21 protein-coding genes and 2 pseudogenes are annotated in these 23990 nt (G+C 70.0%); 10 read left to right on the top strand and 13 right to left on the bottom strand.

The window, feature by feature from the left end; all coding sequences use genetic code 11:
• Positions 1-24: 24 nt before the first annotated feature.
• Both Manayef4_RS25100 and Manayef4_RS17510 read right to left on the bottom strand, forming a co-directional pair.
• Complete coding sequence (locus Manayef4_RS25100) at positions 25-165, bottom strand: hypothetical protein (protein WP_023842071.1); 141 nt, start codon at positions 163-165, stop codon at positions 25-27.
• A gap of 6 nt (positions 166-171) precedes the next feature.
• Complete coding sequence (locus Manayef4_RS17510) at positions 172-1833, bottom strand: glycosyltransferase (protein ID WP_254665713.1); 1662 nt, start codon at positions 1831-1833, stop codon at positions 172-174.
• A gap of 726 nt (positions 1834-2559) precedes the next feature.
• Between Manayef4_RS17510 and Manayef4_RS17505 the strand changes: the two genes are divergently transcribed.
• From Manayef4_RS17505 to Manayef4_RS17500, 3 genes are all read left to right on the top strand, one after another.
• Positions 2560-4896 (top strand): serine/threonine-protein kinase, encoded by a 2337-nt coding sequence (locus tag Manayef4_RS17505; protein ID WP_254665712.1) that lies wholly within the window; start codon positions 2560-2562, stop codon positions 4894-4896.
• Positions 4897-5055: 159 nt separating this feature from the next.
• Positions 5056-5178, top strand: coding sequence for a hypothetical protein (locus Manayef4_RS26410; protein WP_255353884.1), 123 nt, complete (start codon positions 5056-5058; stop codon positions 5176-5178).
• The gene (locus Manayef4_RS17500; protein ID WP_011437640.1) at positions 5178-6200 is read left to right on the top strand and encodes a CaiB/BaiF CoA-transferase family protein; all 1023 of its coding nucleotides are present in this window, start codon (positions 5178-5180) and stop codon (positions 6198-6200) included. The genes Manayef4_RS26410 and Manayef4_RS17500 overlap by 1 nt, the downstream gene beginning before the upstream one ends.
• A gap of 16 nt (positions 6201-6216) precedes the next feature.
• Here Manayef4_RS17500 and Manayef4_RS17495 read toward each other — a convergent pair whose 3' ends face one another.
• Together Manayef4_RS17495 and Manayef4_RS17490 are read right to left on the bottom strand one after the other, a co-directional pair.
• Positions 6217-6801, bottom strand: coding sequence for a TetR family transcriptional regulator (locus tag Manayef4_RS17495; RefSeq protein WP_011437639.1), 585 nt, complete (start codon positions 6799-6801; stop codon positions 6217-6219).
• Positions 6802-7055: 254 nt separating this feature from the next.
• Positions 7056-7697, bottom strand: coding sequence for a response regulator transcription factor (locus tag Manayef4_RS17490; RefSeq protein ID WP_070132306.1), 642 nt, complete (start codon positions 7695-7697; stop codon positions 7056-7058).
• A gap of 255 nt (positions 7698-7952) precedes the next feature.
• On the opposite strand from Manayef4_RS17490, the gene Manayef4_RS17485 reads away from it, so the two are divergent.
• The 6 genes from Manayef4_RS17485 (at position 7953) to Manayef4_RS17465 (ending at position 13831) form a co-directional block, all read left to right on the top strand.
• Positions 7953-9503: an AAA family ATPase gene (locus tag Manayef4_RS17485; protein WP_070132319.1), complete on the top strand. Its 1551-nt coding sequence runs from the start codon at positions 7953-7955 to the stop codon at positions 9501-9503.
• Between the two features lie 190 nt (positions 9504-9693).
• Positions 9694-11472, top strand: coding sequence for a GAF domain-containing protein (locus Manayef4_RS17480; protein ID WP_070132304.1), 1779 nt, complete (start codon positions 9694-9696; stop codon positions 11470-11472).
• 344 nt (positions 11473-11816) lie between these two features.
• Positions 11817-11942 (top strand): hypothetical protein, encoded by a 126-nt coding sequence (locus Manayef4_RS26405; protein WP_256388622.1) that lies wholly within the window; start codon positions 11817-11819, stop codon positions 11940-11942.
• A 143-nt stretch (positions 11943-12085) separates the two neighbouring features.
• A complete protein-coding gene (locus Manayef4_RS25095) occupies positions 12086-12253 on the top strand; it encodes a hypothetical protein (RefSeq protein WP_175443412.1) in 168 nt (55 codons plus the stop codon).
• Between the two features lie 232 nt (positions 12254-12485).
• Complete coding sequence (locus Manayef4_RS17470) at positions 12486-13274, top strand: PP2C family protein-serine/threonine phosphatase (protein WP_232235242.1); 789 nt, start codon at positions 12486-12488, stop codon at positions 13272-13274.
• A complete protein-coding gene (locus Manayef4_RS17465; protein ID WP_070132298.1) occupies positions 13229-13831 on the top strand; it encodes a 2-oxoacid:acceptor oxidoreductase family protein in 603 nt (200 codons plus the stop codon). The genes Manayef4_RS17470 and Manayef4_RS17465 overlap by 46 nt, the downstream gene beginning before the upstream one ends.
• 63 nt (positions 13832-13894) lie before the next feature.
• Here the strand turns inward: Manayef4_RS17465 and Manayef4_RS26750 are convergent.
• The 3 genes and pseudogenes from Manayef4_RS26750 to Manayef4_RS17455 all read right to left on the bottom strand — a co-directional run.
• Positions 13895-14035, bottom strand: a pseudogene (locus Manayef4_RS26750) (general stress protein); the annotation flags it as partial.
• A 214-nt stretch (positions 14036-14249) separates the two neighbouring features.
• Positions 14250-15272, bottom strand: coding sequence for a DUF2278 family protein (locus Manayef4_RS17460; RefSeq protein ID WP_070132296.1), 1023 nt, complete (start codon positions 15270-15272; stop codon positions 14250-14252).
• Between the two features lie 320 nt (positions 15273-15592).
• The gene (locus tag Manayef4_RS17455; protein WP_070132295.1) at positions 15593-17140 is read right to left on the bottom strand and encodes an NAD(P)/FAD-dependent oxidoreductase; all 1548 of its coding nucleotides are present in this window, start codon (positions 17138-17140) and stop codon (positions 15593-15595) included.
• A 432-nt stretch (positions 17141-17572) separates the two neighbouring features.
• Here Manayef4_RS17455 and Manayef4_RS17450 point away from each other — a divergent pair, with 432 nt between their 5' ends.
• Complete coding sequence (locus Manayef4_RS17450; protein ID WP_070132294.1) at positions 17573-20191, top strand: bifunctional SulP family inorganic anion transporter/carbonic anhydrase; 2619 nt, start codon at positions 17573-17575, stop codon at positions 20189-20191.
• Positions 20192-20502: 311 nt separating this feature from the next.
• Here the strand turns inward: Manayef4_RS17450 and Manayef4_RS17445 are convergent, their stop codons facing one another.
• The 6 genes and pseudogenes from Manayef4_RS17445 to Manayef4_RS17430 form a co-directional block, all read right to left on the bottom strand.
• Complete coding sequence (locus tag Manayef4_RS17445) at positions 20503-21555, bottom strand: methyltransferase domain-containing protein (protein ID WP_254665710.1); 1053 nt, start codon at positions 21553-21555, stop codon at positions 20503-20505.
• A gap of 11 nt (positions 21556-21566) precedes the next feature.
• Positions 21567-21692 carry a hypothetical protein gene (locus tag Manayef4_RS26400; RefSeq protein ID WP_023842045.1) on the bottom strand — a complete coding sequence of 42 codons (126 nt, stop codon included), beginning with the start codon at positions 21690-21692 and terminating at the stop codon, positions 21567-21569.
• Between the two features lie 174 nt (positions 21693-21866).
• A pseudogene (locus Manayef4_RS26745) lies at positions 21867-21983 on the bottom strand (LysR family transcriptional regulator); the annotation flags it as partial.
• A 33-nt stretch (positions 21984-22016) separates the two neighbouring features.
• Positions 22017-22739, bottom strand: a complete 723-nt coding sequence (locus Manayef4_RS17440) for a histidine phosphatase family protein (RefSeq protein ID WP_108913823.1) — start codon at positions 22737-22739, stop codon at positions 22017-22019.
• On the bottom strand, positions 22702-23499 hold the full coding sequence (locus Manayef4_RS17435) for a CbtA family protein (RefSeq protein WP_011437627.1): 798 nt from the start codon (positions 23497-23499) through the stop codon (positions 22702-22704). The genes Manayef4_RS17440 and Manayef4_RS17435 overlap by 38 nt, the downstream gene beginning before the upstream one ends.
• A gap of 35 nt (positions 23500-23534) precedes the next feature.
• Positions 23535-23765 (bottom strand): CbtB-domain containing protein, encoded by a 231-nt coding sequence (locus Manayef4_RS17430; RefSeq protein WP_011437626.1) that lies wholly within the window; start codon positions 23763-23765, stop codon positions 23535-23537.
• Between the last annotated feature and the right edge of the window lie 225 nt (positions 23766-23990).

Genomic DNA, 23990 nt, shown 5'->3' with positions numbered 1-23990 from the left:
GTTCCCACGGTCCGCCCGGCCTGATCAGTGCCATAGCACGGTCGGGTCGACCCAGCCGGTGGCCAGCAACGCGATGACCGCCAGGCCGACGGTGATCGCCAGCCCGTCGGGCCAGCGCAGGTGCTCGGAGGCCGGGAAGTCCAGATCGTCGTCGTGACGTTCCACGTCGCTTCACCCCTGGCGCAGGGCCGCGCTGGCGGGTGGAGCGCCGTGCGAGGGCGAGACCGGAGCGCTGTGAGCCGGAGCGCTGTGAGCCGGCGCGCTGTGAGCCGGCGGACCGCCGGTCCATGCCCGGACCACGGAGTCGGGCTGAGACTGCCTGGCGCGGTGCCGGCTGCGTGCCGGCCGGTCGCCGCGTCCCACGAGCAGGCGGCTCAGGTYGAACAGGAGCGGGACGCTCAGATAGCTGTGGCCGAGCTGAAACAGAATCACGAGCCAAAAGTTTCCCCAGCCGAACCTCCAGACGTCGAGACCGATGCCGGTCCATGTCGCGCACGTCGTCAGCAGTAGCCAGCAGAAGGCGGTCCGAACCACGCCGCGGACCATCGGGTTCCCCCTTTTGCGCACGGAGCCGGTCGCCACCCAGGATGCCGTGCGACCACGCACCATGTGCAGGATCGCGACAGCGTGGCRGAAGCTGTACACAAGTTGCACCCGCAGCACTTCGAAACGCCATCGACCGCGGCTGGTGGCCGGGAGCAGGACCAGCCACACCCAGGCGGCGGCCAGGAAGGGCAGGAAATTATAGGGCCGCACCAGCTCCGGGTAGACGTACACCATCAACAGGCCAGGAATGTTAATGGTAAAGACGTTGATCGCGGTGGAAATATAGTAGAGGAACCCGCTCCAGAAGCAGACCCGCTGTTTCCAGTCGAGTCTGATGTGGCGTAGCTGACGGGTCCGCAGCAGGGCCATGGAGCCGCTGCACCAGCGGTACTGCTGGTTGATGAAACCGGCCAGGTCRGCCGGGCACAGGCCAGTCGCCAGCACCACCGGTACATAGCGGGTGGTGTAGCCCGCCGCCAGCAGCTTGACACCGGTGAAGACGTCCTCGCTGTGTTCGATCTGGGCGAAGCCGCCTGCCTTCCGCAAGCTGCCGCGCCGGTAGATCGCATTGGTTCCGACGCAGATCGGGACGCCGACGGCATCGCGGGACGGCTGCACCCAGCGATAGAAGAGCTCCTGGGTGGCGCCGGCGGTCCGCTGCAGCCAGCCCATCGACCGTTTCGTATCGAAGTGCTGCGGGCTCTGCACGATACCGACGCTCGGGTCGTCGAGGTACGGTGCCAGGTGAAAGAGGTAGTCCGGCCGCGGGCAGAAGTCGGCGTCGAAGATGGCGATGTAGTCGCCGCGCGAGTGCTCGAACCCGAACTGGATGTTACCGGCCTTCTTCATCCGGCCCCGGTCCGGCCGGCTCAGGTAGCTGAAGCCGTGGGCGGCGGCCGCGGCGGCGACCTCCGGGCGGCCGCTGTCGTCGAGGACGTACGCCCGTAGCTGCCCCGGCCACCTGACCCGGGCGATGTGTGAATAGGTGTTGAGCAACACCGGGAGAGGTTCACCCGCGCTGGGAAGAAAGATGTCGACGCTGGGGCAGTAGATCGGCCGCCAGCCGCTGACCAGGCCCTCATGGCTCTGTCTCGTTACGCGCCGCCGGTGCTGGGTGGCCACAATCGTGAAGGCCGAACAAATCGCGTTGAGCCCGAGTAGCAGGAGAAACACCCACAACGCCGACGCCAGCAGCGCGAACTTGACCAGGCTGAACGAGGCAAGGGTGAACGACGCGGTCATGCACAGTAGTACCCAGCGCCGCTGTCGGCCGAGGTAGGCGTACACCAGTCGGTCCGACGGCGGGCTTGGCAGCGACTCGTTCCGAGCTTCTGGGACCGGCGCTTCTGGGACCGGCGCTCCGTCGACGGCACCGTTCCTTGGCGCAATCCGATCCGCCGCATATTCCCTGGGGGGCATCACCGAGGCCGCGGCGGAAGAGTCTCTCCTTTGTTCGCCCAGCTCGGCGGCAAGGAACTCCTCGCCAAGATCGACCTCCACGGTCCCCCCGGTACCCTGTGATCAAGGTTGATGGTAGTCTATGGGGTCTCATGGGGACCGTTACGAGCGACCGTTACGAGCGATAGCCCCGGTACCCTTTGATCAATGCTGATGGTAGCCCATGTGGGCCGTTGCGACCCGGTGGCCCCGGCGTCGCCAGGGCTACCGCGACTGATACCGCCAACGGGAAGTTGTCGCGCAATTACGATGCGCTACGTCGGGCTCTCGGGGGTGGRCCGCGCCGTGAACGCGCCTTCAGGCACCTCTAGAATCCAGGCACAAATTCCGTCGTGAGCCGGTTGTCAGAACCACGGCTGCTAACGGAGACGGTAGGCACTCATGCGTGCGGCGCCGCGGTGCGCAATGAGTGCGCGTGAAGGTCAGGTTCCGGCGGGAGGGGGCGGCCGTGGGTTCGCAGACCGCGCGGCGACGGTTGCCGTGACGACGCCTGACGGGTCAGTTCCGTGGGACGTGGCAAACTCCCGCGCGACACCGCTGCTCGACAGTGACCCCGTGACTGTCGGGACGTACCAGCTCGTGGCGAGGCTGGGCCAAGGCGGGATGGGAATCGTCTACCTCGGCAGGAGCCGGGACGGGCGGCCCGTGGCCGTCAAGGTGGTCCGTACCGACCTCGCGCGGCAGCCCGAGTTCCTGGCCAGGTTCCGTCGTGAGGCCGAAGTCGCCCAGCGGGTCGCCAGATTCTGCACCGCGGAGGTGCTTGAGGTCGACGTCGAGGCCGATCGCCCGTACCTGGTGACGGAGTTCATCGACGGTCCCACGCTCGCGGACGCGATCGCCGCCAACGGTCCCATGGCGGAGGCCGACCTCGAACGCCTCGCCATCTCGGTCGCGGCGGCGCTCACCGCCATCCACGCCGCGGGAATGATCCACCGTGACCTGAAGCCGTCGAACGTCCTGCTGTCGCGGCTCGGTCCGCGGGTCATCGACTTCGGCATCGCGCGCGCGATGGATTCCACGACCTCGCTGACGACCTCCACCGGCCTGATCGGCACCCCCGCTTTCATGGCTCCCGAACAGGCGCGCGGCGCGCTGGTCACGGCGGCCGCGGACATCTTCGCCTGGGGCGGGGTGGTGACGTTCGCGGGCACCGGGATCGGCCCGTTCGGCAAGGCGACGACCCCGGTCCTGCTGTATCGAGCGGTGCACGAGGCGCCCAAGATCGACGGCCTGCCCGACGGACTCCGTTCGATCGTGGCGAAAACGATGTCCAAGGAGCCGGCGGACCGGCCGACCGCCAGCGATCTCTACCAGTCCCTCCTCGGCCTGTCCAACGTTGACGAGGCGGTGCGAGGCGAAGCTGGCCCAACCGCCGTCACCGTGGTCACGGATCCGCCGGTCAAGCCGCCGGCGCGCATGGACGCCGGAGCCTCGCGGACACCGTCCGACTCCGTGGGTTCCGTGGGTTCCGCCAACCCGGCGATGCCACCGCCGAGCGACGACATCCTGTCACCACTGGACCTGTCGCCACTGGACCGTCCGGCACCCGGCCGCGGCTACCCCGAGGGTGGCGAGCCGAAGCAGCAGCAGCGGCAGCGGCGCGGCCGGTGGCAGCGGCGCACGGTGGTGTCGCTGGTGGCCAGTCTCTGCGCCGTCGCGGTAGCGGTGACGGCCACCCTCATGTTCGTCACCCACAAGGACCCCGCTTCGGTCCCCGAGAGCATCGAGGTGTCGCGCCGGCTGGCGAGCGAGGCGGCGGCGGCTAGCACGACACAACCGCAGCTGGCCCGCCAACTTGCGCTGGCGGCCTACCGCGTCGAGCCCACCGAGGAGGCCCAGCGCAGCCTGATTGAGAACTTCGGCGGGGTAGAGATCAATACGCTGGTTGGCCACACCGAGCGGGTGATCGGAGTACGGTTCAGCCCCAACGGCAGAATGCTGGTGACGGGAAGCGACGACAGCACCGTCCGGCTCTGGGACATCAGCAACCCCATGGCCACCAGACCGCTCGCGGTCATCCCGGGGGACAGCGGCACCTTCCTGCAGGGCGGCTTCAGCGCGGACGGGCGGCTGCTGTCGACGTCCACCGACGACCACATTGTCCGGCTCTGGGACATCTCCGTGCCCGAGCGGCCCAGGTCGCTGGCGGTGCTGCGGGACGTCAACAACAGCGTCGCCTTCGCGGTCGGCGGAAAGACCATGGCTACCGCCGGCACCGACAACACCGCCAAGTTGTGGGACATCACCGATCCCCACCAGCCGCGGCTGGCGGCCACCCTCGTGGGACACACCGACTGGGTCAACACCGTGGCGTTCAGCCCGGACGGGAGAATRCTCGCGACCGGCAGCCACGACCGGACCATCCGGCTCTGGGACGTGTCGACCCCGACCCGGCCCACGCCGCTCGCGATCCTCAACGGGCACGAGAACGCGGTGCTCGGGCTCRCCTTCCGGCCCGACGGCAGGATCCTCGGATCGACGTCGGCGGACCGGTCCGCCCGGCTATGGGACATCGCCACGCCGACGGAACCGAAAATGCTATACACCTTCACCGACCGATCGGACTGGGTGAGTAGCGTTGCCTTCCGCGTCGACCTGCACCTGATGGGCACGACCGCGCGGAAGGCCGCCCGGCTGTGGGACATCTCCGACCCGCGCAATCCCCGCCCGGTCGGCGGCCTGCTCGGACACACGGCGACGGTGCGGCGCGTCCAGTTCAGCCCGGACGGCACACTGGCCGCCACCTCCGGCGACGACAACACCGCCCGGTTGTGGGACATCGACCCGGCCCATATCGCCAAACGTGCCTGCACCGATCCGACAGCCGTGATGAGCGAGGCCGAGTGGGAGCGGCACGCCCCGCAGATCCCCTACCCGTCGCGGTGCCCATAGCGGAGTGATCCCGGCCGGGCCGGCGTGGTCGCCACCCTGCGTGGCGAGGCCGTTGCTGATCGGTGACGCTTCGCCACCCTCCGACAGGATACTTAGTTAAGTACCGCGTAGAGTACCGAGGTACTCTACGCGGTATTACCGCCACGGTACTATCGCCGCATGCCCAGAACCGTTACCCTCGGCGCCGCCCGCACGCCCACCGGCAAGCTCGGTGGCGGCCTCGGCTGCGCGGCACTCTGCTCGGGCGGCGGCCAGGGCGACGCTGTCACCCTGGAGGCTTGATGATGCCGCTGGACGGACTCCGCGTGGTGGAGCTCGCCGCGATCGGGCCTGCGCCGTTCTGCGGCATGATGCTCGCCGACCTTGGCGCGGACGTGCTGAGAGTCGAGCGGCCGGGCGGGCCGGCCGACGCGTGGGGGCGGTCGCCGGTCCTCGACCGCGGCCGGCGCACCGTGACGCTCGACCTCAAGGACGCCGGCCAGGTCGCCCAGGCGCTCGACCTGGTAGCCGACGCGGACGTGTTCCTCGAGGGCTTTCGGCCCGGCGTGGCCGAACGGCTGGGCCTGGGGCCGCGCGAGTGCCTGGCCCGCAACCCGCGGCTGGTCTACGGTCGGATGACGGGGTGGGGGCAGAACGGGCCATACGCCCACACCGCCGGCCACGACATCACGTACCTGGCCGTCAGCGGCGCGCTGCACGCCATCGGCCGTGCGGGGGAGCGGCCCGTGCCGCCGGTCAACATGCTCGGTGACTTCGGCGGGGGCGGCATGCTGCTCGCCTTCGGGGTACTGGCGGGCGTGTTCCACGCGCGACGCACCGGCCGCGGTCAGGTCGTGGACGCCTCGATAGTCGACGGCGCGGCGCTGTTGACGGGCATGGTGCACGGGTTCCTGGCGGAGGGGTCATGGCGGGACGACAGGGGTGTCAACCTGCTGGACGGCGGCGCCCCGTTCTATGACACCTACGTCTGTCAGGACGGCGGGTATGTCGCGGTCGGCGCGTTGGAGCGGAAGTTCTTTCGTGCGCTGGTCCAGCGGCTTGGCCTCGAAGACGATCCGGCATTCCACGGCGACCACCTGGATCGGGCTCGGTGGCCCGCGATACGGGCGAGGCTCACCGAGACCTTCGCCAAGCGTCCGCGCGACGAGTGGCACGTCCTCTTCAGGGACACCGAGTGCTGCGTGGCGCCGGTCCTGTCACTGGCCGAGGCGGCCGCCGACGAGCACAACGTCGCCCGTGGCGTGTTCCGTGAGCTGGACGGTGTCCGCCATCCGCAACCGGCTCCGCGTTTCGGCGACGGCTAGGGCGTGTCGGCGACGGCTAGGTTCCGGCTGCGGTGACGCTGCGAATGCCGTCGAGCACAAGCGAGGCAAGCTCCTCGTAGGCATCGGCGTCGTGTAAGCCGGTGGCGGCAAGGACGCGACCGGTCTGGATGCGCTCCATCGTCGCGGCGATCGTGTCGGCGATGAACGCCGCGTGAACATCGCGGAATTCTCCCGCAGCGACGCCGTCGCCGATGAGCTGACGGACACGCGCGGCGGCCGCGGCGATGTTGTGCTCATACACCTCCCGGGCGACGTGGTGCGCGGCGAGGTCGAGCCTGAACGCGGGCGATGCCGGACGCAGCGCGCGACCGATCGCCGCCAGGTAGGCCACGAGCCGGTCGGCCGAGGACGCGGCTTCGGCGGTCTCGGTCTCGACCTGCGCGGTGGCCCGGCGGAAGTAGTGCCTCACCGCGTTGACCGTAAGCTGCTCCTTGGACTGCCCGAGGGCATACAACGTCGTCTTGGAACAGCGCAGCCGCGCGGCGAGYTGCGCGAGCGTGAAAGTGCGGAATCCCTCGGCCAGAAAGAGGTCGACCAGATCGTCGAGCAGAACCTCGGGGCGTGTTCGTGCTGTCGGCACGGCATGATCCTATTCGGTGGCGCCTCGGGCCTCGGCGGTGAGGTCGCTTTCCTCCGCTTTCCTCATCGCTACCTCCTCGTCGGCGTCCTGCCGACAGCGATGAGCGTGCCCTTCGCCCGCGTATGCGACATCCGACCCGCGGTGCTTGGATCCGGGACCTGGCTCCCACCAGGGTGGGTCCTTCGACCCGGTTCAGGCACAGCGATGCTCCGGTGTGTCGATGGTCGGGTGTGTCGATGGTCGGGTGTGGGTGTTCAGTCCTCACTCGTCTTCTTCAGGGCGTAGACGGCGGCCTGGGTCCGGCTGGTCATGCCGAGTTTTTCGAGGATGCTGGAGACGTAGTTCTTCACGGTCTTCTCGKAGAGGTGTATCCGGGTACCTATCTGCCGGTTGGTGAGACCTTCGGCGATGTGCTGGAGGATTTCGCGTTCCCGGGCGCTGAGGGAGGCCAGCGTCGGGTCTTCCCTGGGCCCTTGGCGCATTCTGTCGAGGACGCGGCGGGTGACCGATGGCGAGAGCAGCGACCCGCCGGCGGCCACGGTGCGGATGGCGCTCACCAGGTCGTTGCCGCGGATCTCCTTCAGGACGTAGCCGGCGGCACCGGCCATGATGGCGGAGAACAGGGCCTCGTCGTCGTCATAGGACGTGAGAATGAGGCAGGCGACGTCTGGATGGGCGGAGCGGATGTCGCGGCACACGTCGATGCCGCTTCCGTCGGGGAGCCGGCCATCGAGGACGGCCACGTTGGGCAGGAGCGCCGGGATTCTGCGGATCGCCTCGGCGGCGAGTCCGGCCTCGCCGACCACCTCGATGTCGTCGTGGCGATCGAGGGTCTGCCGTAGACCGTTACGCACGATTTCGTGGTCGTCGAGAATGAATACCCGGATCGTCTTCATGCGGAGGAGGATACGGTGCCGTCCTCGGAGCCGCCACGCTGTGAAATGGATGCCGGGTTCGGGACCTTCGGCCCTTGGACCGGTCCTTGGCCCGGCGTCGACGGGTGTCTGCCAGCCACCGCGGCGGCGCGTCGGCGGCGCGTCGGAGGCGGGGGACGGTGGGGACGTTGGTCCCAGGTAGGATGGACCTTCGTTCCCTCCATGCACGACCCGAGCATGCTGCCGCGGCCGCCGGGACGCGGGCAGGCTCGTGCCATGAGTCTGGAGACCACGGTGAACCCGCTCCCGGCGGAGCGAGGCGCCTCGGCCTCGGCGCCAGCGGTGGCGCCGACGGTGGCGTCGGGGCCTCCTGCCAGGGTCGTCGAGACGGCGCGGTCCGTGCTCGTCTTCCTTGGAGATCGTGTCTTCAAGGTCAAGAAGCCGGTCGACCTCGGTGCCATGGATTTCCGCGGCAGGCAGGCGCGGTTGGCCGCCTGCGAGGCCGAGGTGAGACTCAATCGTCGCCTCGCGCCCGACGTCTACCTCGGCGTCGCYGATGTCATCGGACCGGACGGGGAGCCCTGCGACCACATGGTCGTGATGCGGCGACTACCCGAGGCGCGCCGGCTGTCGACGCTTGCCGAAGGTGGCACCGAGGTCAGGGCGGAGATCCACGCCCTCACCCGGGTGCTGGTCGACTTCCACGCCCGGTGTGAGACCTCGTCCCGGATCGCCGAGGCAGGTGGCCTGGACCGTCTGCGTGGGCGGTGGGACGCCTGCTTCGCCCGGGTACAGCGTGACCATGGCGCGGCGGTGAGCGCCAGCATCCTCGACCATGTGAACCGTCTCGCCGTGCGGTACCTCGACGGCCGCGACGAGCTCCTGCGGGAGCGGCGCGAGGCCGGGCGGATCCGCGACGGGCACGGCGATCTGTCCGCCGCGGACATCTTCTGCCTCGACGACGGGCCCAGGGTGCTCGACTGCCTGGAGTTCGAACCCGGGCTGCGGGCGGCCGACGTCCTCGCGGACGCCTGCGCCCTGGCAGCCGACCTCGAGTGGCTCGGACGCCGCGATCTCGCCCGGCTCTTCCTCGATCACTACCGTGAGATGGCTGGTGAGACCCATCCTCGGTCGCTCGAGGATTTCTACTGGGCGCTGGCCGCGCTGGGGCGCTGCCAGGCGGCGTGCCAGCGTGTCGCGGCCGGCGAGAACGCGGCGGCGGAGGCGCGGGCCTTCGCTGACCTGGCACTGGCCCGGTTGCGCTGGGGCCGGGTCCGACTCGTGCTGGTCGGCGGCCAGCGCGGCACCGGGAAGTCCACGCTCGCCGGCGGGCTCGCCGGCACGGAGCGGTGGACCGTGCTCCGCTTCGACGACGCCGCGGCGGACCTGGCGGCCTCGGCCAACCGTCACGATCTCGCGGCGGGGGGATGGGCAGATGCAGGGGGATGGGTACCGGCCGACGACGTCGACGCGGTCCACCAGGAACTGCTGCGCCAGGCCGGCACAGCGCTGCGCCGCGGCGAGTCCGTCGTGGTCGACGCACCGTGGAACCGGCACAGCCAGCGCGCGCAAGCGGCCGATGTCGCTCGCCGTGCCTTCGCGGACCTGGTGCAACTGCGCTGCACGGCCCCGCCCGATCTCGCGGCAACCCGTACCGACCGGCGTTCCCCGGCAACCACCGCGGCAACCAGCGCCACAGGGTCCGTCGGCCTTGGYCGTCTCGCCGACACCGTCTCCCGGATCGAACCCTGGCCGGAAGCCAAGATCATCGATACGGCGGTGGCCATCRCCGAGTCGCTGCACAACGCCMGCCGCGCCGCGGCCTGATCGGCACGCGAAGCGATGTTCCGCAGTGCTCTGGGTGCTCTGGGTGTTTCGGGTGCTCTGGGTGTTTCGGGGAAGACCGGATGGCCCGGGAGCGGCCACCGCCGAGCGCGGGTAACGCATCGACAGCTGATGGGGATCGCCAATGCGTCCGCGGCAACCGAACCGGTTCTAGTACTGTTCGGGCGTGGGCATGGAAACTGGGTCCGCAGCCAGCCAGAAGCGGGCGGGAACGGACCCTTCGTCGGTCTCTTCGTCGGTCTCTTCGACGGGCTCACCGACGAGCGAGAACCTGACTTTCCCGCTCGTCGCGCGGCTCGAACTCGATGAACTGCTGACGCAGCTGGTTGACCGGGCCCAGGATGTGCTGGCCACGCAGAGCCGGTTGCGCGGGCTGCTGGCGGCGAGTCGGGCCATCGCCACGGACCTGCGGCTGCCGGTGCTGCTCAGGCACATCGTGGAGGCGGCGTGCGAGCTGCTGGACGCCCGGTACGGGGCGCTGGGCGTCGTCGCGCCGGACCGCACCCTGGAGGAGTTCGTCCACGCCGGCATGGACCCGCGGGACGTCGACCGAATCGGTCATCTGCCCACCGGCCACGGGGTGCTCGGTCTACTGATCGATGATCCTCGGCCGCGTCGCCTCGACGACATCTCCCGTGACCCGAGTGCGTATGGCTTCCCCCCCGGCCATCCGCCGATGAGGACCTTCCTCGGCGTACCTATCACCGTGCGCGGCGAGGTGTTCGGCAACCTCTATCTGACCGAGAAACGCGGCGGCACGGCCTTTACCGCCGAGGACGAGGAACTCGCGCTCGCCTTGGCCGCCAGCGCCGGTGTCGCGATCGAGAACGYCCGGCTGTTCCACGACACCCAGCAGCGGCACCGGTGGATGAGCGCGTCCGCCGACGTGACCCGCCAGATCATGGCCGATGCCGACGGCGCCCTCGAGTCTGTTGCGGAACGCGTCCGCACGGTCGCCGACGCGGAGTTCGTCTCCATCGTCCTGCGCGACGAGGAGGCCGGCAGCGCGCGGGTCGCCGTCGCCGTCACCGTCGGAGCGGACACCGTTTCCGGCGCCGGTCAGCGGATACCTCTCGACGGCACCCTCACCGGTCGGGTGATGGCCGAGCAGCAGCCGTTGCGCGTGGAGGACGCGCAGCTTGACGCCCTCCCCGAGGAACGGGACGCCGCCACCGGCCCCCTGATCGTCCTCCCGATGGTCGCCGGCACCGACCACGTGTCCGGAGTGCTGCTTGTCGGTCGAAACCGGGGGAAGCGTCCCTTCAGCGACACCGATCTCGCCAGTGCCGCGAGCTTCGCGGGCAACGTCGCGATCACTCTGGAACTGGCGCGGGTCAAGGCCGACCGGGAGCGGTTGGTGGTCCTGGCCGACCGTGGTCGCATCGCCCGTGACCTGCATGACCACGTCATCCAGCGGATGTTCGCCGTTGCGCTCGGCTTGCAGGACATCGCCCAGTACGAACGTCCATCGAACGCCGAGCGCATCAACCAGTACGTCGAGGACCTTGACGTTACGATCAAGGACATTCGGCGGTCGATCTTCGAGCTGCGTGCCAGCGGCGCGTCCAAGCGAAGCCGACTGCACGCCGCGATCGACCGGATCGCCGAGGACGTGCGTCCGGCCCTCGGCTTCACGCCGACCGTCCGCTACTCCGGACCGCTCGAAACCGTGATCGGTGACGATCTCGCCGACCAGGTGATCGCTGTCGCCCGGGAGTCGTTGACCAATGCGGCGCGGCATTCGCAGGCCGGGACCGTCGAGCTCCGTATCGGCGTGGCCGGCGAGTCGGTGGTCGTCGACGTGATCGACGACGGTGTCGGCATAGGTCCCGGCGGCCGGCGCAGCGGGTTGGACAACCTCCGGACCCGGGCCGAGCAGCTCGGCGGATCTTTCACCCTCACCACACCGGCAGGCGGGGGCACCCACCTGCACTGGGCTGCGCCCCTGTGACACTGGGCCGCGCCCCTGTGACACTGGGCTGCGCCCCTGTGACACTGGGCCGCGCCCCTGCGCGGGGAGACCGTTGGTCCGCTGAGGGGGGACGATCGGCCCATGTGACCAGGCGGCAGCCGCGGGATGGTTGACTCATGAACCTTCCCGTGAATCTCCCCGCCCTTCGCCTGTCCCGCTCGATGCCAGCTCCGGCGTCAGCCGCGGAGAACGGCACAGCGGCTGCGGGCACGCACCGACCGTACCGGGCGATCRAACCGGGCAGTCGGTCCTGCTGCTGCCCCTCCGAACCGGTGGCGCAGGCRATATTTGTCCCCGGTGACACGCGTTCMCATGAGGTCGAGGTGCTGTTGTGCGCCCATCACCTGCGGTGCAGCGCGTCGACACTGAGGTCGTTGGGCGTCGCCGTCTACGACCGGCAGGGGAACCCGATCGAGGACACGGCCACGCTGTTCGGCCGGGACCGCTGACCCTCGGTTCGGCTGACCCGTCGGGTTCGCGTGAACGACTGAACAATGATCCGTCGTCGCTGATTCCGCCAGGTTGTCAGGTTGTGTCATCAGGTCCCATGGCCTCGCGTCGACGCCAAGGAAGGCGGTGACACATGAAATGGATGACAGCGGATGGTCATCTCATCGAGGAGACGGTCGTCAAGGCCGGTCCCGAGCGTCCGGCACGAGTCCTGCGGGTGACCCGGCAGGAGCGTGCGGTCGGCCAGTATGCGTGCTGGGCCGATCTGATCGTCAATATTGATGTTCGGCGGATGACCGAAGTCGAATGAATGACCTGTTATTGGTGCAGGACTGAGCACGGGTCTGAGATGTCGAGGGCCACTGAGTTCTCCCCGCGAGGCGCCGTTCTGGAGGTCGTCCGTGTGCAACTTTCCGGCTGCAGAATCCTGGGACGAGACCGATCTCGCGGCCTGTGTGATCGGGGGCGTGAGAGAGAACGCCCATCGTCTGGGGGTATTCTGGCGGTCGCATCCCGYGACTCCCGGTTCGAGCGGAGACTGGGTGGAGGTGGTCGATATCGGCGCCGGCCGGCTCGCCATCTGCGTCGGCGACGCGGCCGGACACGGCGAGCAGGCCGCGAGGTTCGCGCGACGGTTTCGGGAGGCGATGCGCCGGCACCTGCTCGCGGGTGAGGAGCCCGAGGCGACCATGCATCGCACGATGAACGATATCGCTGGACCCGGCGATATCGGGGAAATGTTTGCTACCGCTTTTCTCGCCGTCGTCGATGCCCGGTCAGGCCAGGTGGTCTACGTCAACGCCGGGCATCCGCCCGCCCTGCACCTGCCCGGGTCCGCGGCTGGCGGCGGCAGCTGCGCCCGCGAGCCACGGTCGCTCGGTCCGACCGGGCCCATCCTGTCTGACCTTTTCGCCGGAAGCGAGATCTGGTCGTCCCGATCGCTGACCATGGACGTCGGAGACCGCCTACTGCTGTACACCGACGGCATCAGCGAGGCGCGCGACGCGCACGGCACACAGTTCGGGACGGAATCCCTGTCCGCCGGCCGGATCGGAACCGACTCGCCTGACACGTTGCTTGACCGCCTTTTCGCGCAGCTCGCCATCCATGCGCACGGGGTCGACGGGGACGACCGCACGATGGCGATCCTGGCCCGCGATCCACTGGTCGCCCCCGCCGCCGGCTACTCACCGCGCTGTCGGGCCGCGGAGAGGACCCTGGCAGCTGACGGGGCGTCGCGAAGCAGCATTGAGAAGCAGCCTGGTCGGGAGAGACGAGGTCCGTCATGTTCGCGGTACGAATTCACGGGTTCGGCGGTCAGGGCGTGCTGACCATCGCCGAGCTGTTGACCATCGCGGCAGTTACGGAGGGTCGCTACGGACAGGCATCCATGGCCGGCGGGCCGGAACACATCGGCCACCCTACGGTCGCCTGCTGCCGGATCGACGACGATCCATTGCCCGGGTGGGAACCGGTCGTGTTCCCGGATGCGGTCATCGTCCGGGACGCGGCGCTGCTGCACGTCTCCGACGTGTTCCATGGACTCGGGGCGGATGGGTTCATCCTGCTCGACTCGGCACGCGACCTTGACGATTTCGGGCTGCCCAGGCTCACCCGGTACCGGCCCGAGCGGACGATCAGCATGCCCGCCAGCGAGATCGCCCAGCGTGAGCTGGGGCATCCGCTACCGAACACGGCTCTGCTCGGTGGCTTTGCCGCGTTGACCGGAATCGTTTCGATCATCGCGGTCGAGACGGCCATCCGGGAGCGGTTCGCCGGTCGRCTCGCGGACGACGGCATCGAGGCGGCTCGGGACGCCTTTGYGTTCGTCCGCTACACCGAGCGGCGCAGGGCCGGGCTTCTGCCGGTAGCCCAGGCCCAGGAATGAGCCTGGGCGCCGGCAGGCCGTGCCGGCAGTGAGCCTGGGAGCCGGCAGGCCGGCGGCGGAGGTCCAGGTCAGCCGACCTGTGACCTGCTCGACCGTGCGCAGGCCGCGGCCGACGATGGCGGTCTTCTCCACCGGGAAACCAAGGTCGGAAAGTTGGTCGACGGCCCTCTCGGCCTCGCTGTAGGTGTCGAAGGTGGCCACCACCTGCTGCGGCTCGCCTACCCGGTCCACCGGGGTCCCGCCCGGAGCATCATCGAAGCGCGGGTTCCCGCGGTGGAGAAGACCCATCCGAGGCGGAGGCGACCCGGGGCCGAAAGGTGATCCGGGGCCGAAAGGTGATCCGGGGCCGAAAGGTGATCCGGGGCCGAAAGGTGATCTGGGGCCGAAAGGTGATCCGGGGCCGAAAGGTGATCCGAGGTCAGAAGATGATGGTGTGTCCTTCGCGGGATGCGTCGGTGGCGGTGTAGGCGACGCCGTCGACTTTCAGACCGTCCTGATCAAGCAGGGTGATGATGCCGCCCCGGTTGCCCAGCCCGACCGGGGGTGCGAGCGGGATCCGCACGGTGTCCCCGGCTGGCAGGTTGGTGGGCGGAAGGGGGAAACGGTGCCGACCGCTGTCGATGATCGTCCAACCGGTGAGGTCGACGGGCCCTGGGGTGGTGTTGAGCAGGGTGACGGACTCGGCTTCCGGTGCCGGTCCGATGGGGTTGACCAGGGCGGCGACGATGCGCAGGCGCCGGTCGGGTTCCCCGGGGGCTGGTTGGCCGCCCGGTCCGGCCGATGGAACGGCGCGCAGGGTGTGGCCGGTCGTGTCGTCGGTGTGCCAGGCCTGGCTCTGGAAGGCCAGGAACAGTGCTGTCCAGCGGCCCGCGGTGGGGAAGTGGAAGAGCAGGGCACCGTCCTGCCAGCTGCCGTCGTCGGCGATGAAGCGACCGCTGTTGCCCTGGTTCATGTGGACGTCATGCACGCCGTTGCCGGGTACGAAGCCAAAGATCTTGTCTGGTTTCGTGGGCTCGGGCCCCCATCGCTGGCCGAAGGCGTAAATGTGGCTGGTCGGATCGGCGGTCGCACGCTGGACGTGGTGGTCGAGGCGGTCGGCGAGGTCGTTGTCCGGGCCGGGGCGGTCGGGGGGGAGCGCGTGCAGCCMGGTGCGATCGAACAGGTTGCCCCGGACGAAGTCCAGGGCGAGACCGCCGGGCCTGGACTTCAGGGGGGTGAACCCGTCGGGCAGGTCAACGAGGCGGTCGAGGATCGGATGGTGGAACTCCTCGACCGCGATGTACAGCAGTTMGGACGGGGGCTGGGCGGACAGAACGTTTACGGCGACTCGGAAAGAGCCACCACCCTCGACGTGTATCTGGTAGTGCGGGCTGTCGTGCCCGCCCTCCCTGCGCCGGTCGAGTAGCCGGCCTTTCAAGACGCCGTAGCCTGCCAGCGGCATAACATTTCCCCGATTTCCGCGGCGATGAAAAGATCCGGCTGAACGATATCATTCCCGTCTGGCCAGGCGGGTGCGGCGGGGGGAGCTCACCTATCGGTTGGTCTGCGGTCACCCAACGGTGATGCGGGCCGCCTGCGGGCCGGCGGCCGACCCCCATCATGGAGGGACGGTCATGAAAAGGCGGTGATTCATGGTCGGCGTGGCGCCCGGGCGGTTACCGCCGGAGTGTCTCCAGGCGGGATACAAGGTCCGTAGGCGGCGGCATGTCGCGCATTTCCCGGCGTGTCTCGCCTACGGCGAGATCAGGGTCGGCGACGATCTCATCCCGGCCGACCTACGGGCCAGGCCGCTCGCCGCTCCCGGCTGAGGGCGAGGGTCGCCGCGTGCAGCCCGGCCATGCCGTGTACCCCGGCGCCGGGAGGGGTGGCGGCGGAACACAGGTAGACGCCGGGCAGCGGCGTCGCCCAGGGGCGTGGCGAGAGCACCGGCCGGGCGACCAACTGGCGCAGGTCGGCGGTGCCACCGCCGATGTCGCCGCCGATCTCGTTGGCGTTGTGCGCCTCCAGCGCCGTCGGTCCCATCACGTGGCGGGCGAGCACCCGGTCGCGGAATCCGGGGGCGAAGCGTTCGACCTGGGACTCGAGCGCGTCGGTCATGTCGACGCTGGAGCCCAGTGGGACATGGCAGTAGGCCCACCCGGTGTGCCGGCCGGCCGGGGCGCGGCTCGGGTCGGCGGCGCACGCCTGAACGAACAGTACGAACGGCCGGTCTGGATGGTGGCCGCGGGCGACGGCCCGCTCGGCCGCGGCGATCTCGGCGAGCGTGCCGCCCAGGTGCACGGTCGCCGCCCCGGCGACCGCCGGATCGCGCCAGGGCACCGGTCCGTCGAGCGCCCAGTCAATCTTGAAAACTCCCGGTCCGTACCGGTATCGGCCGAGCGCGGCGCGGTAGCGGCCGGGCAGCGCGGCGTCGGCGACCGCGAGCACCTGGCGAGGGGTGAGATCGAGCAGCACGGCCCGCGCGGGCGGCAGTTCCGACAGGCTGGTCACCGGGGCGCCGGTGACCAGTTCGCCGCCGAGTTCGCGCAGCCGGGCGACCAGGGCCTCCGCCAGTGATGATGATCCACCGACGGCTACCGGCCAGCCGACCTGGTGCGCGAGCACCCCGAGGAACAGCCCGTAGCCTGCGGTGACCGGGCGATGTAAATCGATCATGGAATGGGCGGCGAGCCCGGCGAACAGCGCTCGCGCCGCCTCACCGCGCAGCGCGGCGCGGGCGAGCGCGGTCGCGGACCACAGCCCGCGCACGCCGAACCGGGCGAGGGTCAGGGGCGCGGCGGGCGGCAGGTCGAACGGTGCCAGCACGCCCTCGGCCAGCCGCGAGCCGTCGGACGCCAGCGGGCCGACCAGCCGGCGCCAGCCGGAATCGACGCCGTCCCGGTCGGCGAGGCCCGCCGCGGTGGCGTCGAGGTCGCGGCGCAGCAGCGCCGCCGGGCCGTCGTCGAGCGGGTGGGCGAGCGGCACCGGCGGATGCGCCCACCGAAGCCCCTCGGTCGGGGTCGGGCCTGCGGTGGGGGTCGGGTCCGCGTAGGACGCCGGGTTCGCGGAGGACGTCGGGTTCGCGGAGGACGTCGGGCCTGTGCCGAAGGCGCGCAGTGCGGGGGAGGCGAGCGCGAGCGGCAGGACGGTTGCGCACACGTCGTGCCGGAAGCCGGACAGCGTCAGCTCTTCTGTTCGCAGCCCACCACCGGGAGTGCCCGCGGCCTCCCGGACGAGTACCCGCCAGCCGGCCTCGGCCAGCGTCAGGGCGGCGGTCAGCCCGTTTGGACCGRCCCCGACGATCACCGCGTCGAAGCTGTCCGTGCTCACGGTGCACCTCTTCCATGCGGATTCCAGGCACGATCGTGCCGCCGCCGGGCATCGAGCCCGAACGTGATGCCCGCCCGAACGTGATGCCCGCCCGAACGTGATGCCCGCCCAAACGTGATGCCCGCCCGTCCGGCCGCGACCCGGGGCCGCCGTCGCGCCGCTGGTCCGAGCCCAGGAGCAGATGCCACAGAAGGTGTCCAGCGTCACGCATAAATGGGGCGTCTGTCACAGAGGGAAACTCGGCTGTGGACTCGCACGTTGAGATCTGTGCATCATTAGTCACTTTCCGTTTCTGCGGGTCCAGGGTGGGCGTCGGATGTGGTCGGACCGCGGTGTCCGACGGGCGCCGGCAAACCGTCGCCAATGGTCACACTTCGGGGCCGATCTCCGACGAGACACCCGTCCCGCCGCATCGAACTCGAGGAGGATGCCATGACCGCTTCGGTTTCCCCGCCGTCACCGTCCCGGCACAGCCATTCGCCGCCCATGTCCGGGTCCACCGCCAAGAACGTGCGCCGGACCCGGGGTGACCACAACCCCCTGCGCCCCGATCTCCAGGCCTCCCTGGTCGTGTTCGTCGTGGCGTTGCCCCTGTCGCTGGGCATCGCCGTCGCCTCGGGGGCGCCGGTCGCAGCGGGTCTCCTCGCCGCGGTGATCGGCGGCGTCGTCGCCGGCGCCCTCGGCGGTGCGCCRTTGCAGGTGAGCGGGCCGGCCGCCGGGCTGACCGTCATCGTCGCCGACCTCGTCCACACCTACGGGTGGCGCGTTACCTGTCTGATCACCGCAGGGGCCGGGATTCTGCAGATCCTGCTCGGGCTCTGCCGGGTCGCCCGCGCCTCCCTGGCCGTCTCGCCGGCCATCGTCCACGGGATGCTCGGCGGCATCGGGCTGACGATCGTCCTCGGCCAGTTCCACGTGGTGCTGGGCGGACAGGCCGAGAGTCACGCCTGGGAGAACGTCGCGGCAGTGCCCGAGGCGATCATCGATCCGCACGGTTTCGCGACCCTCGTCGGCTTCGTCACCATCGCCACGATCCTGCTCTGGCCCCGGTTGCCGAAGAGGCTGCCGAACGCCGTCCGAGCCATCCCCGCCTATCTCGCGGCGGTCGTGACGGGCACCCTGCTCGCTGCCGTCGCGGGCTTCGACCTGCCCAGGGTCGACCTGCCCTCGTCCCTGTTCGACGCGGTCGCCCTGCCGGGCCTCCCACACGGCGACTGGTCCGGCATCGCGCTGGGYGTCGTCACCGTGGCCATCGTCGCCAGCGTCGAGTCCCTGCTCTCGGCCGTCGCGGTGGACCAGCTTGCCACCACCCGAGGCTGGCGGGGGCCGCGCGTCGACCTCGACCGCGAGCTGCTCGGGCAGGGCTCGGCGAACCTCGTCTCGGGCCTGGCCGGCGGGTTGCCGATCACCGGGGTGATCGTGCGCAGCTCCACCAACGTCGCCTCCGGCGGGCGTACCCGGAAGTCTGCCGTCCTGCACGGCGTCTGGGTGCTGCTGTTCGCCGTGTTCCTGGGCCGCATGGTGGAGTGGGTCCCGCTGTCCGCCCTCGCCGGCCTGCTCGTCGTCGTCGGTGCGCGGCTGGTCAACGTCGCGCATCTGCGCCACGTCCGCCGGCACGGGGAGCTGCCCGTCTACCTGGTGACAATCGTCGGTGTCGTCGCCCTCGACCTCCTGCAGGGCGTCGCCCTGGGTCTGCTCACCGCGCTCGCCCTGGTCCTGCGCCGGGTGCTGTGGTCGAGTGTCCGGCTGGTCCGCACCGGCGAGCTCTGGCAGGTGGAGGTCGAGGGGACGCTGAGCTTCCTGTCCCTGCCCCGCCTCGCGCGGATCCTGGGCCGTATCCCCGCCGGTGCCCCCGTCTCGATCGAACTCATCGTCGACTACCTTGATCACGCCGCCTATGAGCATCTGCGTGGCTGGTGCGCGAACCACGAGGCGTCCGGCGGGACGGTGAGCGTCGACGAGATCGGCCAGGTCTGGTTCCGCCGGCCGGCCGAGGTCGCGGAGCAACGGCGCCGCACYGTCGTCCCGCACCTCCCGCGCTGGTTCGCGCCCTGGTCGCAGTGGCAGGAACTGGAACTCGCCTCGTCATCGTCTGATWCCCCTTCGTCTGATTCCCCTTCGTCGGGATCGCGGTCTTCGGATTCCCAGCCCGCCGGCGTCACTCCGCCGGCGATCCACCCAGTCCAGGGCCCGGACCCGGCGGCGTCGGTGCCGGCGCAGGCCTCCCCCGACCGGACATTCGACCACGTCAGCACGATGCTGTTCGGGGTGAACGAGTTCCACCGGCGGGCCGCCCCGCTCCTGCGGGGCACCTTCGACGCGCTCGCCGGGGGACAGCAGCCCGGCGCCCTGTTCCTCACCTGCGCCGACTCCCGCATTGTTCCCAACATCATCACCAGCAGCGGTCCCGGCGACCTGTTCACGATCCGTAATGTCGGGAACATCGTCCCGGTGGACGACCCCGCCGGATCCGACCCGGACGCGCCCTTGCGGCGCAGTGGTGACCTGTCGGTGACCGCCGCGCTGGACTACGCCGTCGACGTCCTGCGGGTGCCCTCGCTCGTGGTGTGCGGCCACTCCGGCTGTGGCGCCATGCAGGCGTTGCTGTCCGGCACGCTCGACGGCRCACCCGACTCGGCCCTGGCGGGCTGGCTGTCGCACGCCGCCGCCTCGCTTGAGCGGACGCCCCCCGCCGGCACGGAGGATCTGCCCCCGGTGGAAAGGCTGGGCCGCGCCAACGTGGCGCAGCAGTTGGAGAACCTGCGCGCGCATCCGGCCGTGCGCCGTGCCCTGGCACGTGGCACGCTGGAACTCGTCGGCCTGTACTTCGACATCGCCGACGCGCGCATCTGGGTGCTCGAGGAGTCGACCGGCCGGTTCGTCGACCCGATGGACGCGTTGCCGACGGCGGTCATCGGGACCGGCTCGCGTCGCCGGTGGGACGCACCGGTGCGGGTGCCCGCACCCATGGTCGCGGTCGGCGCGGGTCCTGCCGACGAGCAACCGCCGCCCGCCGGCCGGCGGGCCCGGTGGCTCGGCCTGCCGCGGTAGTGCCGCAGCGGTGAAGGGCCGCCGATCGCCCGGGGCCCTGGATCCCAGGATCCGGGATCCAGGGATCCGAGGTGCTGACCCCGCGGATGCACCGATGGTCGGCGACGTCGACCGTTTGATGACGTCGACTGTTTGATGACAGAGAGTTGCCGAGGGTTAGGCGCGGTTTCAAGACCGGAGACCGTTACCAACCCTCGGCGATTCGCCGTCGCGCCAGTTCGCCGTCGCGCCAGTTCGCCGTCGCGCCAGTTCGCCGTCGCGCCAGTTCGCCGTCGCGCCAGTTCGCCGTCGCGCCAGTTCGTCCGCGGGGGTCACGAGGCCGGGATGACCCGCTCCGGGTAGTCCAGCCAGGATGTCTGACCGTCGGGGGTGACGGTGAGCCCGAAGCGGGCGCAGGACGGCCGCCCTGCGTTCACCCACCAGTCGTAGGCCATTTCGAGTTCGTCCCACAACCGTCGTGGCCCATACTGGGTGACCTCGTGCCCGTCCGACTGCCCGTCCGACCCGGCGGTCAGTGACGCCCACGAATGTGACGCCGCGTGGGACAGCAGAAGTGTTCTCGCCGGGCCGCCTTCCTCGATCTGCCCGGTGGTGCAGCCGGGCAGCCACAGGCCGACCGCGAATCCGGCCGCGGCGTCCGCGAAGGGCTCATCCAGATACCGGCAGGTTGTTCTGACGTCGGCGTCGTCCTCGCCGAGCCACCAGACGGGTCTGTCGGCCCGTTGGCCGCGCAGCCGCATGAAACCCGCATCATCATGAAAATGGCCCGAGGCGGTGCCGTCCGCGACGGTCAATGACAGCAGCGCCCCACCGAACTCGCTCGTGAACGGCAGCACGATCCGCCCGCCCGGCCGGGTCTGCGTGATCCAGGGGTAGGGAACGGTAACCACCGACGCCGTGGCGATGATCCGGTCGTAGGGAGCCCGATCGGGAAACCCCGCCGCGCCGTCCCCGACGACCACCGTCACCGGACGGCCGATTCTGGCGAGGGCCGCGCGGGCGTGCCCCGCGATTCCCGGATCGATCTCGATGGTGGTGACCTGGCCGGTCGGGGTCCGCTCGGCGAGCAGCGCCGCGTTATAGCCGGTCCCGGTACCGATCTCGAGGACGTTCATCCCGTCCCGCACATCGAGGAGGTCGAGCATCCGGGCCATGACCCACGGCGCGCTGCTGGAACTGGTCGGTATGACGCCCCTACCGTCGTACCTGCCCGTCCCGTCGTCGAYCTGCGTCGTGATCCCGTCGTCGCCGCGGCACAGCTCCGACCACCGCTGTGGATCATCCTGGCGCCGGAGCGGGACCAGGAAGAACCCGTCCTCGTCCCGGACCCAGATCTCATCCGGGATGAAATCCTCGCGGTTCACCCGGCGGACGCTCACGCCTTCCCTGAGCCCTTGCACACGCCGCAGGAGACGGTCTCGTTCTTGCCGTCGCTGGTCACGGTGATCTTCCCGCTGCCGTTGCAGGTCGGGCAGGCTACCGGTTTCGCGTGCTTACCCACCCGACCGCCTCTCACCCGGGGTCATCTAGCCACCTGGGGCCACCTGGGGGTTCGGACCCACGGCCATGATTCCATCCGGACGGTGCCGCGCGTCAAGGGGCCGCGGCAGCCTCGTGGCCGGGCCGGGAAACCGGTCGAACCTGACGATTCTGATGCGATTTTCACTCGACCTCCAAGCGAGCGGTGGGTGATGACGCCGCTGCGTTCGGGCGGGTCGCCCACGATGCTGTAGTCGGGCAGAACGGTCACCCCGAGCCCCTGGGCGACCATGAGCTTTCCCATCCGCGCGCCGGCGCCGATGGACGCCGGACCCGGCGGATCTCGCTAAAGCGGGCGGCAGACGTGTGTCAAGGTCCAGTCGGTTCCGGTTCCGGTTCCGGTCGCGGTCCTGGTCGCGGCACTCTCCGTTTTCGGCTGCGTGCCGGTCGTGCCGTCATGACCGCCCGCGCCGATCCGATGGTGCAGGAGGGTCGCCGTCAACGGGGCGACGTCGATCCGCCAGAACATCTCGACCGGGCAGCGCAGGGCGGCCACGAGCACGCCCCGGATGACCGCCGGATGGGTCACCGCGATGATGTGGCTCGGTTCGGTGCTTCGCCGGACCAGCCAGTTCTCGACGCGGCTGAGCAAGCTCAGTAGGGATTCGCCGCCCGGCGGGGCCACCGCCGGATCGCTGTGCCACCGGCGCAGCTCGTCCGGGGGAATCTCGTCCAGGCTGCGCCCCCGCCAGGCCCCGACGTCCAGGTCGCGCAGGGCCGGATCCACCTCGGGGACGACGGGTAGGCCCGGGGCCCGCGGGATGGTGACGTCACCCTTGCGGGCACCGAGGCCCAGGGCGGCGGCGGTCTGACAGGCCCGCGCGGATCCGTCGCAGAGCACCCGTCCCGTCGCGGGAAGCGCGCCAGCCGCTACCGCCTCGGCGGCGCCGGCGGCTCGGTGCAGCCCGTCGGCGTCGAGAGGCTCGTCGATAGGGAACCGGGCGGCCCGCAGGGCCACGGTCGGCGCGCAACTAACCAGGGCCAGCCGCACCGGCGGCACCGATCGCACCGATCGCGCTGGTGGGGGCCGCGGTACGTCGGAACGCGCGTTCGGTCAACGTGCCGAACAGCAGGCCGATGGCCGCCCAGACGGTCGCCTGGATGGCGAGCGAGGCGATCCGGAACCGCCACAGCACGTCGGCCGGGAAGCCCTCCGGCGTCTCGTGCACGTGGGGCAGAACGGCGTAGACGACGCCCAGGACCACCAGCCCGCCGACGGCGGCGGCGATCGTCGCGTTCCAGCCGCCGAGCCGGCCGGTGAGCCGCCGCGCGGCCACACCCGTCCCGACCACGACGATCACCGAGATCAGGATCATGAGGAAGTACAGGACGGTCCGCCGGCCGATCGTGTCGGGATTGCCGATCGCGGGGGGATTCGCCGGGTACTTCAAATCGGGCAGGAGGTAGACCGCGGTGAACCCGGCGAGGGCGACCAGGGCGGCCGTCCCGCGGGGCCCGAGGGTGCCCAGGCGGCCCTGCACGCACGCGTACGCCAGGGCGAACATGCCGCCGATGGCGACGGAGAAGAGCAGCAGACCGGTGAACAGACCGAGCGTCGACTGCACGGTCCGGGACACCGGCTCGGACTCCTCGTGCGCGTGAGCGGCGAGACCCACCGCCTCGTGYGCATGAGTGGAACTCTCGCCCGCCGACTCGAAGGTGATCGCGTGACCGATCTGRCTCTCGCCGAGGGTCTTCGCGACGATGAAGGCGAGCACGGCGGCGACCAGACCGACGAGCATGCCACGGATCAACAGTGTTCGTGCCACAGCGTCTCCTCGCTGGAACAGATCGGGAGGAGGCGTTAGTGGCAGGGGAAGCCGAGCAGGTGGCGGGCGTCGTGCACGAACTCGTGGACGTAGTTCCCGCCGAAGATTGACAGCGCGCCCTGCTCGGCGCCGACGAAGTACAGCCCGAGCAGCGCCAGCAGCCCGCCGAAGAGCAGGAAGGGCACCAGCTCACGCATCGGGATGGTCGGCAGGGCCGGCAGGGCCGGCTGGGCGAGCGGTGCGGGGGAGACGGCGGGGTGCGCCATGAGGAGAACCTCCACTGGAATCACGCGTTCCACGGGTAGGACGGGTTCGGGCAATGGGTCTGACTTCCGAGACCGTCCAGGACGGACGGGCCGATCACAGTGGCGCGACCATGCCGGAATCACACCGGCTTCCATCACACGAACATGTAGAGATAAACAGCGCTATGTAATCCTGTCAAGTTTTATGGGCCGCCAGGATGGCTGGACGGGCCCGGGTGCGGTCCC

The sequence above is a fragment of the Frankia sp. CgMI4 genome (assembly GCF_001756285.1).
Classification (GTDB): Bacteria; Actinomycetota; Actinomycetes; order Frankiales; family Frankiaceae; genus Frankia; species Frankia casuarinae.
Note: the sequence above shows the minus strand (reverse complement) of the source record. Positions and strands in the feature narration are given on the sequence as shown.